This is a genomic window from Pseudokineococcus sp. 5B2Z-1 (assembly GCF_037482305.1).
Classification (GTDB): domain Bacteria; phylum Actinomycetota; class Actinomycetes; order Actinomycetales; family Quadrisphaeraceae; genus Pseudokineococcus.
Genome location: NZ_JBBHZG010000004.1, coordinates 235,476 through 249,018 on the forward strand (window position 1 = coordinate 235,476; position 13,543 = coordinate 249,018).

General features: G+C 77.2%; 14 protein-coding genes. 4 read left to right on the forward strand and 10 right to left on the reverse strand.

Annotated features, from left to right (window positions below; genetic code table 11):
• Positions 1-20: 20 nt before the first annotated feature.
• Positions 21-1,826 carry an immune inhibitor A domain-containing protein gene (locus WDV85_RS11880; protein WP_339570811.1) on the reverse strand — a complete coding sequence of 602 codons (1,806 nt, stop codon included), beginning with the start codon at positions 1,824-1,826 and terminating at the stop codon, positions 21-23.
• Positions 1,827-2,061: 235 nt separating this feature from the next.
• Between WDV85_RS11880 and WDV85_RS11885 the strand changes: the two genes are divergently transcribed.
• On the forward strand, positions 2,062-3,057 hold the full coding sequence (locus WDV85_RS11885) for a mechanosensitive ion channel family protein (RefSeq protein WP_339570812.1): 996 nt from the start codon (positions 2,062-2,064) through the stop codon (positions 3,055-3,057).
• A 102-nt stretch (positions 3,058-3,159) separates the two neighbouring features.
• On the opposite strand, the gene WDV85_RS11890 is transcribed toward WDV85_RS11885, so the two are convergent.
• The 6 genes from WDV85_RS11890 to WDV85_RS11915 all read right to left on the reverse strand — a co-directional run bounded on the left by WDV85_RS11890 (position 3,160) and on the right by WDV85_RS11915 (position 7,977).
• The gene (locus WDV85_RS11890) at positions 3,160-3,525 is read right to left on the reverse strand and encodes a cupin domain-containing protein (RefSeq protein WP_339570813.1); all 366 of its coding nucleotides are present in this window, start codon (positions 3,523-3,525) and stop codon (positions 3,160-3,162) included.
• Entirely contained in the window at positions 3,522-4,769 is a 1,248-nt protein-coding gene (locus tag WDV85_RS11895) for an MFS transporter (protein ID WP_339570814.1), read from the reverse strand. The genes WDV85_RS11890 and WDV85_RS11895 overlap by 4 nt, the downstream gene beginning before the upstream one ends.
• A 67-nt stretch (positions 4,770-4,836) precedes the next feature.
• Positions 4,837-5,955 carry a sulfate/molybdate ABC transporter ATP-binding protein gene (locus WDV85_RS11900; protein ID WP_339570815.1) on the reverse strand — a complete coding sequence of 373 codons (1,119 nt, stop codon included), beginning with the start codon at positions 5,953-5,955 and terminating at the stop codon, positions 4,837-4,839.
• Positions 5,952-6,767 (reverse strand): ABC transporter permease, encoded by an 816-nt coding sequence (locus WDV85_RS11905; protein WP_339570816.1) that lies wholly within the window; start codon positions 6,765-6,767, stop codon positions 5,952-5,954. The genes WDV85_RS11900 and WDV85_RS11905 overlap by 4 nt, the downstream gene beginning before the upstream one ends.
• Complete coding sequence (gene modA, locus WDV85_RS11910) at positions 6,764-7,573, reverse strand: molybdate ABC transporter substrate-binding protein (RefSeq protein WP_339570817.1); 810 nt, start codon at positions 7,571-7,573, stop codon at positions 6,764-6,766. The genes WDV85_RS11905 and modA overlap by 4 nt, the downstream gene beginning before the upstream one ends.
• Positions 7,570-7,977, reverse strand: a complete 408-nt coding sequence (locus tag WDV85_RS11915) for a TOBE domain-containing protein (protein WP_339570818.1) — start codon at positions 7,975-7,977, stop codon at positions 7,570-7,572. Before WDV85_RS11915 ends, modA begins: the two co-directional genes overlap by 4 nt.
• A gap of 72 nt (positions 7,978-8,049) precedes the next feature.
• Between WDV85_RS11915 and WDV85_RS11920 the strand changes: the two genes are divergently transcribed.
• Together WDV85_RS11920 and WDV85_RS11925 are read left to right on the forward strand one after the other, a co-directional pair.
• A complete protein-coding gene (locus WDV85_RS11920; protein WP_339570819.1) occupies positions 8,050-8,271 on the forward strand; it encodes a FitA-like ribbon-helix-helix domain-containing protein in 222 nt (73 codons plus the stop codon).
• A 3-nt stretch (positions 8,272-8,274) separates the two neighbouring features.
• Positions 8,275-8,661 carry a type II toxin-antitoxin system VapC family toxin gene (locus WDV85_RS11925; RefSeq protein WP_298805326.1) on the forward strand — a complete coding sequence of 129 codons (387 nt, stop codon included), beginning with the start codon at positions 8,275-8,277 and terminating at the stop codon, positions 8,659-8,661.
• Between the two features lie 23 nt (positions 8,662-8,684).
• Here the strand turns inward: WDV85_RS11925 and WDV85_RS11930 are convergent, their stop codons facing one another.
• Complete coding sequence (locus WDV85_RS11930) at positions 8,685-9,662, reverse strand: pirin family protein (RefSeq protein WP_339570820.1); 978 nt, start codon at positions 9,660-9,662, stop codon at positions 8,685-8,687.
• Positions 9,663-9,924: 262 nt separating this feature from the next.
• Positions 9,925-10,512: a DoxX family protein gene (locus WDV85_RS11935; protein ID WP_339570821.1), complete on the reverse strand. Its 588-nt coding sequence runs from the start codon at positions 10,510-10,512 to the stop codon at positions 9,925-9,927.
• Positions 10,513-10,834: 322 nt separating this feature from the next.
• On the opposite strand from WDV85_RS11935, the gene WDV85_RS11940 reads away from it, so the two are divergent.
• The gene (locus WDV85_RS11940; protein WP_339570822.1) at positions 10,835-11,353 is read left to right on the forward strand and encodes a DUF427 domain-containing protein; all 519 of its coding nucleotides are present in this window, start codon (positions 10,835-10,837) and stop codon (positions 11,351-11,353) included.
• A gap of 103 nt (positions 11,354-11,456) precedes the next feature.
• Here WDV85_RS11940 and WDV85_RS11945 read toward each other — a convergent pair whose 3' ends face one another.
• On the reverse strand, positions 11,457-13,271 hold the full coding sequence (locus WDV85_RS11945; protein ID WP_339570823.1) for an alkaline phosphatase D family protein: 1,815 nt from the start codon (positions 13,269-13,271) through the stop codon (positions 11,457-11,459).
• Positions 13,272-13,543 lie beyond the last annotated feature (272 nt).

The following is a 13,543-nucleotide window of genomic DNA, read 5'->3' on the forward strand; positions in this document are numbered from 1 at the left end:
CGCCGTCGCGGGGCGGCGGGTCAGCGGACCTGGACGGTCATCATCCCGTTGCGGTTGGACTGGACGACGCGGATCTGCGTGCCCGTGCCGGCGACCTTGACGCTGTTCTGCGGGGCGGCCGGGTCGTAGTACGCCATCGGGTCCGAGTCGTCGAAGACGGCGACCGCCGGCCGCGAGGGGACGTCGAGCGTCGTCATGCCCGCCGCGGTCTCGCGGTGGAGGCTGATCGGGTCCGTGGCCTCGGTGCCGAAGGTGGCGTCGAAGGTCTGGATCCGGTTGCGGGCCACCGTGCCGTCGGACCACCGCAGGGCGGCGGGCCGGGCGTCGACGGGCAGGGCCAGGCCCTCACCCGGGTGGCGCAGCGTCTGGTTGTTCGTGAAGGCGGTGTTCCAGTACGTCACGGACAGGCCGTCCTGGTACGGGAAGTGCTCGACGCGGTCGGGGGAGGAGAGGGGCCAGCCGAAGTTGTACGGGCCGGTCGCCAGCGTGCGGTCGTAGCCGACGTACTGGCGGTTCTCCGCGAGGTAGTAGCGGGCGTTGCCGGCGGCGTCGGGGCCGAGGTCGACGACGAGCGCCTGCGCCTTCTTCGTCGCGTGCTCCGCGACGCCGAGCTGGTGCGTGGACCTCTCACCGGCACGGGCCACCTCGTAGTCGAGCCACCCGAGCTGCAGCTTCTCCCAGGCGCCCATGTGGTTCGGGACGGTGCCGATGGCCTCGGCGCCGTCGCCCATCCACGAGCCGGAGCTCATGAGGGTCCAGAAGCCGGTGCCGTTCTCGCCGCCGCTGGTGTCGTAGAGGTCGGGCAGACCGAGGTCGTGGGCGTACTCGTGCGCGAAGACGCCGAGGCCGCCGTTCTCCGGCTCCGTCGTGTAGTCGCGGATCCAGAAGCTCGACTCGCCGACCTGGACGCCGCCGAACTTGTTGAACTCGGGGCCGTCGGTGCCGTAACCGCGCTGGCCGACCGACCAGCGGTGCGCCCAGATCATCCACTTCGGGGCGCCGGCGGACTCGTCCTCGCCCGCGCGGACCGCCTGGAAGTGGTCGATGTAGCCGTCGGGCTCGTCGAAGACGCCGTCGCCGTCGTAGTCGTAGCGGTCCCACTGGTCGAACGTCGCGAGGTACTCGTCGACCTCCGCCGGGGTCTTCCCCGTGGCGAGCTGGTCGGCGTACCAGGCGTCCGCGCTGTCCTGGATGAAGCGCGTCATGTCCGTCTGGCTCTCGGTCATGCCGTAGCTCGCCGAGCTGTAGGGCACCGTGACCCAGTCGCTGACGTCGCCCTCGACCGTGTAGCGGCCGCTGGAGAGCTCCTCGTAGACGCCCGTGAACGAGTCGCCGCCGTCGCCGCGCGCGTCGAAGAACATGTCCATGAAGTGGTCGCGGCCGAGGTCCGGCTCCCAGTACGTCGAGTTGTCGACGCTGCGGTCCGGCTCGGGGATCTCCCCGGCCTTCGGCCCGGACGCCGGGGCGTCGGGGAAGCGCGGGTCGGCCTGGTCGCCGAACTCGACGAGGAAGGTGAGCAGCTGGTCGGTGTCCTGCACGCCGTACTGCACCCACTGGCCCGGGGCGACGCGCACGGACGTCCCGCCGCCGCGCTGCTGCGGCGTCGCCTCGCCGGAGAGGACCATCGAGACGGCCTCCTGCTGCAGGGCGCGCTGCTCGGCGACGACGGGGTCGGGCCGGTCGTCGACGCGCTCGGCGCCCTGCGGGGCGGGCGCGGCGGCGGGGGCGCCCGAGGCGGGCGCCGCGACGGCGGTGGACGAGACGGTGGTCGCGAGCAGGGCGGCTGCTGCCGCCCCGCCGACGACCGCGAGGGTGCTACGGCGCACGGGGGTCCTCCGGAGAAGGGGTCGTGGACGGGTCGTCCTGCGGCGGGGTGCTGCGGGTGGGCAGCGTCGTTTCATCCCTTTCGGGATGCTTGTTCCCCGCCGACGCGCTACCCGACCATACGATCGACGGTGTGTCGAGGCCCCCCTCGCAGATCGGCGGCCGCCGGGGCCGAGCCGGCCCGCCGTACGCTCGGCCCGTGGACCACCCCCGTCGGCGCCCGCGCGGGAGCGTCCGGTGAGCCTGCTCGCGACCGTCCCCGACGTCGTCGGCACCGAGTCCGGCGCCGTCCAGGTCCTCGGCGTGACGCTCATCGGGGTCAGCGCGACGACGGCGGTCAAGCTTCTCTTCACGGGGCTCCTGCTCGCCGCGGTCCTGCTGCTGCGGGCGGGCGCGCTCGTCGTCGTCCGCCGCGCGCTGGGTGGCGACGTCGCCGACCAGCGCCGCTTCTGGGCGCGCCAGGGCCTGCAGGTGGTCGCGGCCGTCGTCCTCGTGCTGGGCGTCCTGTCGATCTGGATCACCCCGGAGACCGACGTCTCGACGGGCATCGGTCTCGTCACGGCCGGTCTGGCCTTCGCCCTCCAGCAGGTGGTCCTGTCCCTGGCGGCGTACGTCGTCATCCTCCGCGGCGACACCTTCGGCGTCGGCGACCGCATCGAGATGGGCGGCGTGCGCGGCGACGTCGTCCGCCTCGGCTTCCTGCGCACGACGATCATGGAGATGGGCCGCCCGCCCTCGGTCGCGTCGTCCGACAGCGCCTCGTGGGTGCACGCCCGGCAGTACACGGGCCGGCTCGTGACGGTCGGCAACGGCGTGATCTTCTCCGAGCCCGTCGCCAACTACACCCGCGACTTCCCCTACCTGTGGGAGGAGATCGCACTGCCCGTGCCGTACGACGCCGACCGGCACCGCGCCGAGGAGGTGCTGCTCGCCGCGGCGCGGGCGCACGCCGTCGTCGACGACCCGGGCGCGCAGGCGGCGCTGGCCCGCATGCGCGCGCACTACGCGATGGCCGACGCGTCCCTCGACCCCGCCGTCTTCTGGCGGATGACGGACGGCTGGCTCGAGATGTCGGTGCGCTTCCTCGTGCCGCACCGCGGCGTCCGGGCGGTCAAGGACGCCATGGCCCGCGACGTCCTCGCAGGCCTGGACGCCGCCGGCATCCCGATCGCGTCGACGAGCATCGACGTCGTCGACGTGCTGCGGCGCGAGGAGCGGCGCTCGGGCAGCTGACGCGGGCCGGACCTGCTCGGCGCTCGTGACCGTGCACGGTCACCTCCGACGAGCAGGTCGTCAGCAGGCGCCGGTCGTCACGGGCCCTCCGCGGTCTGTCTGTCAGGGCAGCTCGCGCAGCGGGGACGTCAGCGGGCCGCCGGCGTCCCCGGTGTTGACCGTCCCGGCCCGCTCGAGGAGCACGGCGTGCACCTCCTCCTCGGCGCGCGGGCGGTGCTCGACGCCGCGCGGGACGACGAAGACGTCCTGCGGCCCGAGGACGACGTCGCGGTCGCGCAGCTCGATCGTCAGCCGGCCGTCGAGCACGAGGAAGAGCTCGTCGGTGTCGGGGTGGGTGTGCCAGACGAACTCGCCCTGGAGCTTCACGACCTTGACGTCGTGGTCGTTGACGGTCGCGAGCCGGTGCGGCGCCCAGTGCTCGGTGATCGCCGCGAGGGCGTCGGTGGTGCTGCGCACGTCGTCGCTCACGGCTCGAGGCTCGCAGCCCTCCGGCCGGTCGGCGAGGCGGGCCGCGTCCGGCGCCCGCGGCCGAGGGCGAGGGTCAGCGCGAGCGCGCCGACGGCCAGGGCGGCGCTCGTCGTCGTCAGCAACGCCTCGTCCCGGGCCAGCAGCAGCCCGCCCGTCCAGGCGCCGACGGCGATGCCCGCGTTGAAGGTCGCGTTGACGACGGCGGGGGCGGCGTCGGGGACGGCGGTCGCCCGCAGCGCCGAGAGCTGCAGGAGCGAGGGCAGCGCGCCGAAGGCGGCTCCCCAGGCGACGACGACGAGCGCCGTCGCGACGGGGGAGCCCGACGCGGGCGCGAGGGACAGCAGGCAGCCGGCGAGCAGGCCGACGGCCAGGCGCAGGGCGGCGACCGGGTGGCGGTCCCCGGTGGCGCCGGCGGCGACGAGCCCGACGACGCCGGCCGCGCCGTACCCGAGCAGCACGAGGCTCACGAGCGCCGTCGGGACGCCGGCCTGCAGCACCAGCGGCGTGACGTAGGTGTAGGTCCCGTAGTGGCCGACCATGAGCACGACCGTCACCCCGGCGACGAGCAGCAGGGCCGGCCGGCGCAGCTCCCCCAGGACCGAGGGGCGGGCGGGCGGCGCCCCTGAGGCGCGGGGCTGCGGGGCGTCCGCCGGGAGGACGAGCGCTGCAGCGACGGCGAGCCCGGCCAGGACGAGGGCCACGCCGGTGAAGGCCCACCGCCACCCGAGGGCCGTCCCGACGGCCGTCCCCAGCGGGACCCCGAGCGTGAGGGCGAGCGCGACGCCGCTGTTGACGAGTGCGACGGCCCGGCCGACCCGCCGGGGCGGCGTCACGGCGACCGCGACGGCGACGACGACGGAGAAGACGGCGGCGTGCGCCAGCCCGCAGAGCAGCCGGGCGGCCAGCGCCCACCGGTGGTCGTCGGTGAGGGCGACGGCGAGCGTGCCGACGGCGTAGAGCAGCGCGAGCCCGACGAGCACCCGCCGCTGCGGCCAGCGCGCGACGAGCGCCGTCACGGGCAGGGCCCCGACCGCCACGACGACGGCGTAGGCCGACACCCAGGTGCCGATCGCCGCCTCGTCGACGCCGAAGTCGCGGGCCAGCTGGGGCAGGAGCCCGACCGGCAGCACCTCCGTGGTGACGGCGGCGAAGACCACGGCCGCGAGCAGCAGGAGGGTGCCGAGCGGGAGGCGGTCCGCGGTCCGGGTGGGCGCACCGGCGGCGGGCGGGCCGGGCGGCGTCACCGCGGCACCGTACTCAGCCGTCGAGCGGCGTCCGGAGGACCTGTTCGACGGAGGTGGTCGTGCACGGTCACGAGCGTCGAACAGGTCCCCCGCGGCGGCTCTCGGGCGTGCCCGCCCGGACGGTCGCTGCTGCCCCGAGGTCGAGCTCCAGGCGGTCGCCGGGGCCGAGGGCTGCAGCACGGCCGGCGGGGAGCGCGACGACGGCGCCCGGCCACCCGTCGTCGGCGTCCGCCCCACGCACGAGGACGACGCCGCCTCGCGGCTCGAGCCCGGCCACCGTCGTGCGGACGGGGGCAGCGCTGTCGCCCGCGGCGGGCACGAGGTCGTCCGGCGCCAGGTGCACGAGCGCGGCGTCGCCGGGCCGGCAGCCGTCGGCGAGGCGGCCGGGGACGAGGCGGCCGTCGTCCGTGCGCAGCCCGCCCTCCTCCGCGGTGCCGCGCAGGACGGTGAGCCCGGACAGGCGCGCGGCGAAGGCGCTGCGGGGGGTGGCGAGGACGTCGGCGGCGGGCCCGGCCTCGACGACGCGGCCGCGCTCGAGGACGACGGCGCGGTCGGCGAGGGCGAGGACGTCGAGCGGGTCGTGCGTGACGAGCAGGGCGGAGCGGCCCTCCGCCCGCAGGACCTCGCGCAGCAGCTGGCGCAGCGCCGGGGCCGCGGCGACGTCGAGGGCGGCGAGCGGCTCGTCGAGCAGGAGCAGCCGCGGCTCGGCGGCGAGCGCCCGCGCGAGCGCGACCCGCTGCGCCTGCCCCCCGGACAGCTGCGCGGGCCGGCGGTCGGCGAGGTCGCCGGCGCCGACCCGGTCGAGCCAGCGCCTCGCCGTCGCGCGGGCGTCGGTCCGGCCAGCCCCGCGGGCTCGTGGTGCGAAGGCGGCGTTCTCGAGGGAGGTGAGGTGGCCGAAGAGCAGCGGGTCCTGCGCGAGCAGCGCGGTGCGACGCCGGTGCGGCGGCACCCACGTGCGCGCCGCGCCGTCGTCGCCGGCCTCGGCGAGGACCTCGCCGTCGAGCACGACGCGCCCCCGGTCGGGGCGCAGCAGCCCGGCGACGAGGCTCAGCGCCGTCGACTTCCCCGCGCCGTTCGGGCCGAGGAGGGCGACGACCTCGCCGGGGGCGACCGCCAGGTCGATGTCGAGACCCCGCGCGTCCACGGCGGTGCGCAGGGCGAGGCCGGCGACGTCGCGGCCGCTCACAGCGCCGGCCGCCCGCGCACGGCCACGACGACCACCGCGGCGACGACGACGAGGAGCAGCGCGAGGGCGACGGCGGCGTCCGGGTCGGTCTCGCGCTGCAGGTAGACCTCGAGGGGGAGCGTCCGCGTCGTGCCCTGCAGGCTGCCGGCGAAGGTCAGGGTGGCGCCGAACTCTCCGAGCGCCCGCGCGAAGGACAGCACCGCCCCCGAGGCGAGGCCGGGCAGGACGACGGGCAGCGTCACGCGCCGCAGCACCGTCCACGGGCCCGCGCCGAGGACGGCGGCGACCTCCTCGTGGCGGTGGCCCGCCGTCCGCAGCGCCCCCTCGAGGCTGACGACGAGGAAGGGCAGCGCGACGAAGGTCTGCGCGAGCACGACCGCCGCCGTCGTGTAGGCCACCGAGACGCCGAGCGCCTCGAGCTGTCCGCCGAGCAGGCCGCGCCGGCCGAAGGCGTAGAGCAGCGCGAGCCCGCCGACGACCGGGGGCAGGACGAGCGGCAGGAGCACGAGGGAGCGCAGCACCCGCAGCCCGGGCAGCGACGTGCGCGCCAGGACGAGCGCCATCGGCACCCCGAGCAGCACGCACAGCGCCGTCGCCGCGGCCGACGTGCGCAGGCTGAGGGCCAGCGCCGCGCGGGAGGCCTCGCTCGTCAGCAGCGCCGGGAGCTCGGCCCAGTCGACCCGCAGCACGAGCGCCGCGAGCGGCAGCAGCACGAGCAGGGCGCCGACCGCCGCGGGCACGAGCACCCAGCGCGGCAGCTCGGCGCCGGCGCTCGCGGGACGCCGCCCTGCCGTGCGCGGGACCGGGCTCACGACCCGTCGGGCGCGCCGAAGCCCGCCTCTGCCAGGACCTCTCGCCCCTCGGGCCCGGTGAGGAGGTCGACGAAGGTCCGCGCGGCCTCCGGCTCGGCGGCGTCGTCGAGCACCGCGACGGGGTAGGTGTTCACCGCGCCGTCCGCCGCGGGCACCTCGACGGTGCGGACGGCGTCGCCCGCCCGCCGCGCGTCGGTGGCGTAGACGACGCCGGCGTCGGCCTGCCCGCTCGTCACCGCGCCGAGGACGTCGGTGACGGAGCCGGCCTCGCTGACCGGGGACAGCGCGGTGCCCGTCAGCTGCTCGAGCCGCGCCGTCGCCGCGCCGCACGGCACCTGCGGCGCGCAGACGACGACGGCCAGGCCGGGGCGGGCGAGGTCGGCGAAGGAGGCGACGCCGCCGGGGTCGTCGGGCGGCGTGACGACGACGAGCGTGCCCGTCGCGAACGGCGCCGGGTCCGCGGCGAGCCCGGCGTCGACGACCCGCTGCATCGTGCGCTCGTCGGCCGTCGCGAGGACGTCCGCGGGCGCGCCCTGCTCGACCTGCGCGGCGAGGTCGGAGGAGCCGGCGAAGGACGTCCGCACGGTGAGGCGGGGGTGCTCCTGCTCCATGACCGTCGCGAGCTCGCCGACGACCTCCGTGAGCGACGCCGCGGCGAAGACGGTGAGCGTGCCGTCGAGGTCGTCGGCGGCGGGGGCGGGGGCGGTCGCCCCCGCGGGGGCGGTGTCGGGCGGGGCGTCGCCGTCGCTCCCGCACGCGGCGAGGAGCAGGACGGCCGCCGCGAGGCCGGGCAGCACCCGCCTCACGACGCGCCTCGCGGGGTCTCGACGACGACCGTCGTCGCCTTGACGACGGCGACGGCGACCGTGCCCGGCTCGAGCGCCAGCTCGCGGGCGGCGTCGGCGCTCATGAGCGAGACGACGGCGTGCGGGCCGCACTGCACCTCCACCTGCGCCATGACGCCGTCGACGACGACGCGGGTCACGAGCCCGACGAAGCGGTTGCGCGCCGAGCGCGCGACGCCGGTCGGGTCGCTCGCCGGGGCGCCGGCGTGCTCGCGGGCGTGCGCGGCGAGGGCGGCGCCGTCGACGACGAGACGGCCGGCGTCGTCCTTGGTCGCGTCGAGCGCACCCGTGTCGACCCAGCGGCGCACGGTGTCGTCGCTGACGCCGAGGAGATCGGCGGCGTCGCGGATCCGGAAGTGCGGCACGAGAGCCAGCCTAGAGCCGCGTGTGCGGCTCTGTATCCGCCCGCCATCCCAACGCTGCTAGCGTTTTGCGACATGGCGACCCTGTACCTGCGGAACGTCCCCGACGAGGTCGTCGACCGCCTCCGTCGCCTCGCGGAGCGGGAGGCCACGTCGGTCAACGCCGTCGCGCTGCGCGAGCTCGCGAGCTCGACGCGTCGCGTCGACAACCCCGCGCTGCTGCACGACCTCCCGGACCTCGGCGTCCGGCCGTCCGACTCGGTCGACGCCCTGGACGCGGCGCGCGAGGGACGCTGACCGGTGGCCGTCGTGCTCGACGCCTCGGCGGCGGTGCACGGGCTCCTCGGTGACGGGGACGCCCGTGCGCTCATGGCGACCGAGGTCCTCCACGTGCCCCACCTGGCGGACAGCGAGGTGGCGAGCGTCCTGCGCCGGCACGTCTCGGCCGGGCGCCTCGCCGTCGACGACGGCCGGCGCGCCCTGGTCACGTGGGGTCGCCTGGGGGTGACGCGGCACCCCGCGGTGGGGTTGCTCGACCGGGTGTGGGAGCTGCGCGGGAACGTCACCGCCTACGACGCCACGTACGTCGCGCTGGCGGAGGAGCTGGGGGGCGCCCTGGTCACGGGAGACGCCCGCCTCGGCCGGGCCCCCGGCCTCCGGTGCGACGTGCTCGTCGTCCCGGGCTGACCGACCGGGCGCCGGGCGGTCCGTCAGTCCCGGCGCCGCCGCGGCACCAGCCGCACGCCCGGCAGCGGCGGGGCGGGGATGCGCGCGTCGCCGTGGCCCGCGACGACGCCGAAGCGGGCGCTGCGCTCCTCCCACTCCTCGCGGGCGGCCACGACCTCCTCGTGCGTGCGGGCGACGAGGTTCCACCACATGAGGAGGTCCTCGCGGAAGGGCTCGCCGCCGAGCAGGAGCACGCGCACGTCGCCCCGGACCTCGAGCGCGAGCTCGGTGCGGCCGGTGCCGAGGTGCAGCAGGCCGGGGCGGGCGCCGTCCGGCAGCAGGGGCGCGCCGTCGACGTCGAGGTCGGCGGGGTCGCCCGTCAAGAGGAGGACGGCGTGCTCGTCGCGCGGGTCGAGCGGCAGCACGGAGGTGCCCGGGCGCAGCGCGACGTCGGCCGCGAGCGCGCGGGTGTGGACGAGCGCCGGGGACTCCGCGTCACCGAGCCGCCCGACCATGACCGTGCTCGACGACGCCGGCCCCTCGAGCACGGGCAGGCGACGGTGCTGCTCGAAGCGCGGGGCCTGGTGGCGCACCTCGTCCGGCAGGGCGATCCACAGCTGGACGCCGGAGAGCTCGGCGCCGTCGTCGGCGATCTCCGAGTGCGAGACGCCGTGCCCGGCGGTCATGAGGTCGAGCTCGCCGGGGCGCACGACGACGTCGCTGCCGGTGCTGTCGCGATGGCGGATCGGGCCGGACAGCGGCCACGTGACGGTCTGCAGCCCGGTGTGCGGGTGGGGAAGGACGCGCATGGGCGCCGTCGACGGGCCGTACCGGTCGACGAAGCACCACGCGCCGACGGTCGGGACGTCGCGCTGGGGGAGGGTCCGCTCGACCTCCGTGCCCCGGACGCCGCCCAGCGGCACCTTGCGGGCGGTGAGGAGCTCGCGCCGCGGACCTCCGGCCGCGCCCATCGGCTCGGCGGGCACCGCGTGCTCGGTGGGGCGGGTGTCGAGGTCGCTCACGACGTCCTCCTGCGGGGGTGGCCTGGCGTCCATGGTGGACGACGTCGCACCCGTGCACGAGGGGGCGAGTCGTCGCCTGTTCGCCCCGGAGCGCGGGGGGGGGGGGGGGGGGGGGGGAGGGACANCGACGTCCTCCTGCGGGGGTGGCCTGGCGTCCATGGTGGACGACGTCGCACCCGTGCACGAGGGGGCGAGTCGTCGCCTGTTCGCCCCGGAGCGCGCGCGGGGCGGGCGGCTGACGGCCCGCCCCGCGCGGTGGCGATCAGGCGCCGGTGGACTCCGCCTGCTCGGCGGCGGCGACCTGCTCGGCCTCGGTCGTCTGCTGCTGCGCGGCGGCCGCGGCGACGGCCTTGCGGCGCTGGGTGATGACGTGGGCGGCGGCCAGGCCGAAGAGCGGCAGCGTGACGGCGGCCATCCACGGCTTGTCGAGCTTGTGGCCCAGGGCGTGGTCGAGGGAGTAGCGGCCCGGGCCGGCGACGGCGAGGGCCGAGCCGACCGTCGCGAGGACGGCGTTGTACTCGAAGCCGCCGTCGGTCACCCAGAAGCCGGCGGGGCCGTGCACGGTGCCGGCCGTCGTCATGGTGGCGGCGGCCGCGGCGCCGGCCGCCGGCGTCGCGAGGCCCAGCGCGAGGGCCGCGCCGCCGCCCGCCTCGCCGAGGCCCGCCATGAGGGCGCTGCGCTTGCCGGGGGCGAAGCCCATGGACTCCATGGCCCCGCCGGTGGCCTCGAGGCCGTAGCCGCCGAACCAGCCGAAGAGCTTCTGGGCGCCGTGGGCGAAGAGCGTGCCGCCGACGCCGGCGCGCAGCGCCAGGAGGCCGAGGTCGGTGCGCTTGCTGCGGTGGTGCGTCATGGGATCTCCTCGCCGACGCGGCGACGTCCGCCGGTCGACCGGTCGTGACCGCCGGTCGGCGGTCCGTGGTCGGTGTCGGCGACGTCGGTGGCGCCGCCGATGACGGTACGTCGATCTAGTTGAGCGCACAAGCAGCCGTCGCGGGACGGGCCGTCCGGAGGGTCGCTCCGCGCCGACCGGAGCGCTCGTCCGCCGGCGGAGCGCCGCTCCGGTCGCCCGCCGGAGCGGGCGGCCGCCGTCGTCGCCGCCCGCCACGCTCGCACGCCCCGGTCGGCAGCGCCCGCCCGCGCCGGTGCCCCGCCGGCGGCGCAGACTGCTCGTCGTGAGCCCCGCCCGCCGTCCTCAGCCCGTGCCCCCGGGCCCCGGCCAGGAGTCCGTCTGGGACTACCCGCGCCCGCCCGCCCTCGTCCGCAGCGAGCGCCTCGTCGAGGTGCGCCTGTCCGACGACGGCCCCCTGCTCGCGACGACCCGCCGCGCCTGGCGCGTGCTCGAGACGAGCCACCCGCCGACCTGGTACGTGCCGCGCGAGGACGTCGCCGACGGCGTCCTCGCCCTCTCGGACGCCCCGGCGACGACGTGCGAGTGGAAGGGGCGGGCGACGTACTGGGACGTCGCGGAACCCGGTGGCCGTGAGCCCCGCCGCGCGGCGGCGTGGAGCTACGAGGACCCGACGTCGCGCTTCCGCGACCTCGCGGGCGCCGTCGCCTTCACGCCGTCGCAGGTCGTCGCGACGGTCGACGGCGAGCGCGTGCGCCCGCAGGAGGGCGGCTTCTACGGCGGCTGGGTGACGGACGACGTCGTCGGCCCCTTCAAGGGCGGCCCCGGCACCTGGGGCTGGTGACCGGGGCGGCCGCACCCGCGGCCGGCCCGCCGTCGAGAAGGAGGTTGTGGTCACCCGCGGGACCCCTCGGTGACCACGGGCTCCGTCTCGACGGCGTCCGGGCTCAGGCGAGCAGCACCTCGCGGTCGTGCCGCAGGCGGACGTCGTCCGGGCGCCGCACCTCGGTGCCCGGCCCCCGGCCCGGCTCGGCCTTCTCGAAGACGACGCGGGCGCCGGGGCCGGTGAGCTCCAGCGTGGCGAAGCCGTTGCCGAACATCGGCCCGGTGGTCGAGCGCCAGGAGACGTCGAGCGGGGCCGCGCCGACCGAGCGCCGCAGCAGGCGGCCGAGCAGCCGCGCGGGCGCCGTGTGCAGCACCCGGAAGGTCGTCGTCAGGCCCTTCGGCAGGGCGTTGCGCAGCGGCGAGCTGACCACCTGGACGACGGGCGAGCGCACGCCGCGCTCGACGGGGTAGCGCAGCGGCGCCACGTAGCCGTGGTGGACGTCGCCCGAGAGCAGGAGCACCGAGCTCGGCGCCCGCCCGAGCCGGCCGGCCGCGACGTCGCCCAGGCGGTCGACGAGCCGGTGGAAGGAGGACTCGAAGGCGCCCCAGTGCTCGAGGTCCACCGCCTGGCGGATGGCTTCGGCGTGCGGGCGGAAGCGCTCGCCCCACGCGCCCGCCGACGCCGTCTCGGCGTTCCACAGCTCGACGTCGTGCAGCGCCGGCTCGAGCAGCACCGGCAGCGAGGCGGCGACGAGCAGGTGGTCGACGTCGCCGGTGAGGTGCTCCTCGACGTCGGCCCACTCCTGCTCGTCGAGCATCGAGCGGTGCTCCTCGGAGAGCACCCGGCCCGAGCGGGTGTCGACGACGACGAGGCGCGTGCGCCCCATGTCGCGGACGTACGACCACTCCGAGGTGCCGCCGCCGTCGATCTGCTCGTCCGCGGCGGCGGCGAACTCCCGCAGGACCTCGGCGGCGTCGCCCTCGCGGCCGACCTCGCGCACGCGGGCCCACAGCTCGTCCTCGGCGAGCCGCGACGGCATGAGGTTGCCCAGGTGCTGGTGCAGCCAGTACGCCGCGTAGGCGCCCACGATGCGCTCGCGCCACCACGGCAGCCGCTGGACCTGCTCGCGCCACGTGCGCGAGGTGTTCCAGTCGTCGCGGACGTCGTGGTCGTCGAAGATCATCGCCGTCGGCGTCGTGGCGAGCAGCCAGCGCACCTCCGGGTCGGCCCAGCTCTCGCGGTAGAGCCAGGTGTACTCCTCGAAGTCGCCGATCTCGTCCTGCGGCTCGGCGTCCCCGCGCTTCTCGCGGATGCGCGTCCGCAGGTACGGCGACAGGCCCTCGTCGGCGTAGACCTGGTCGCCCAGGAGCAGGAGGAGGTCCGGCAGCTCGCGGCCGGCCTGGCACTCGGCGGACAGGGCGACGAGCGCGTCGACGCCGACGCCCTCGGGGTGCTCCTGCGCCGTCCGGGTGAACGGCGGCTCCATGGGACGGTCGACGCGGCAGGAGCCGAGGGCGATGCGCAGCCGCGGGTCGCCGCCCGTGCTGCGGGTCTCGCCGCCGGGCGCCGGCAGGGGCCGCACGGTCGGGGCCGGGCGGGGGTCGTCGGGCAGCGGCCACGCCCGCTCGCCGTCGAGCTCGACGACGTAGGGCACCTGCCGGTCCGGCTCCAGGCCCTCGACGACGACCAGCGCGTAGTGGTGGCCGCCGACCGTCACCGTGCGGTCGCGGCCGACGGCGTCCCCGGCCCGGACGACGACCTCGCCGCGGCGCGCCGCCTCCACCCACACCGTGGCGCTCGTGCTGTCGACGTGCCGCAGCAGGGGGCCGAGGACGAGCGGGCCGTCGTCCCGCGTGCCGGGCGGGGTGGGGTCCGCGCCCGCGCCGTGGCCGTCCGCGGGCTCCTCGTGCGGACCCGCCGGGTCCCTCGTCGTCACGCGCCGATGGTCGCAGGCGCCCTCGGGTCCGGCGCAGGGACCACCCGTCCGGGGGCGGGCGCCGCCCGGCCGGGCGGGCTGACCCGGGCCGCGCGGGGCGCGGCGGGGCGACGCACGCCCCGCGCGGCGCGCCGGGGGCGCTCGCCCGCGAGCGGGGGCGCCTGGTCCAGCGTCGCACCGCGCCGTGCGCGCGGCGCCCGGGGGCGGCGCGGGGCCGAGCGGGGCGGGGGCGGCGCGGGCCGGGCGGTGCGTCGGCGGCGGGGCATGTCCTA

Coding starts and splice junctions, on each gene's coding strand:
- WDV85_RS11920 (WP_339570819.1), top strand. CDS start 8,050: ATGGCGACCCTGTACCTGCGGAACGTCCCCGACGAGGTCGTCGACCGC.
- WDV85_RS11935 (WP_339570821.1), bottom strand. CDS start 10,512: ATGACGCACCACCGCAGCAAGCGCACCGACCTCGGCCTCCTGGCGCTG.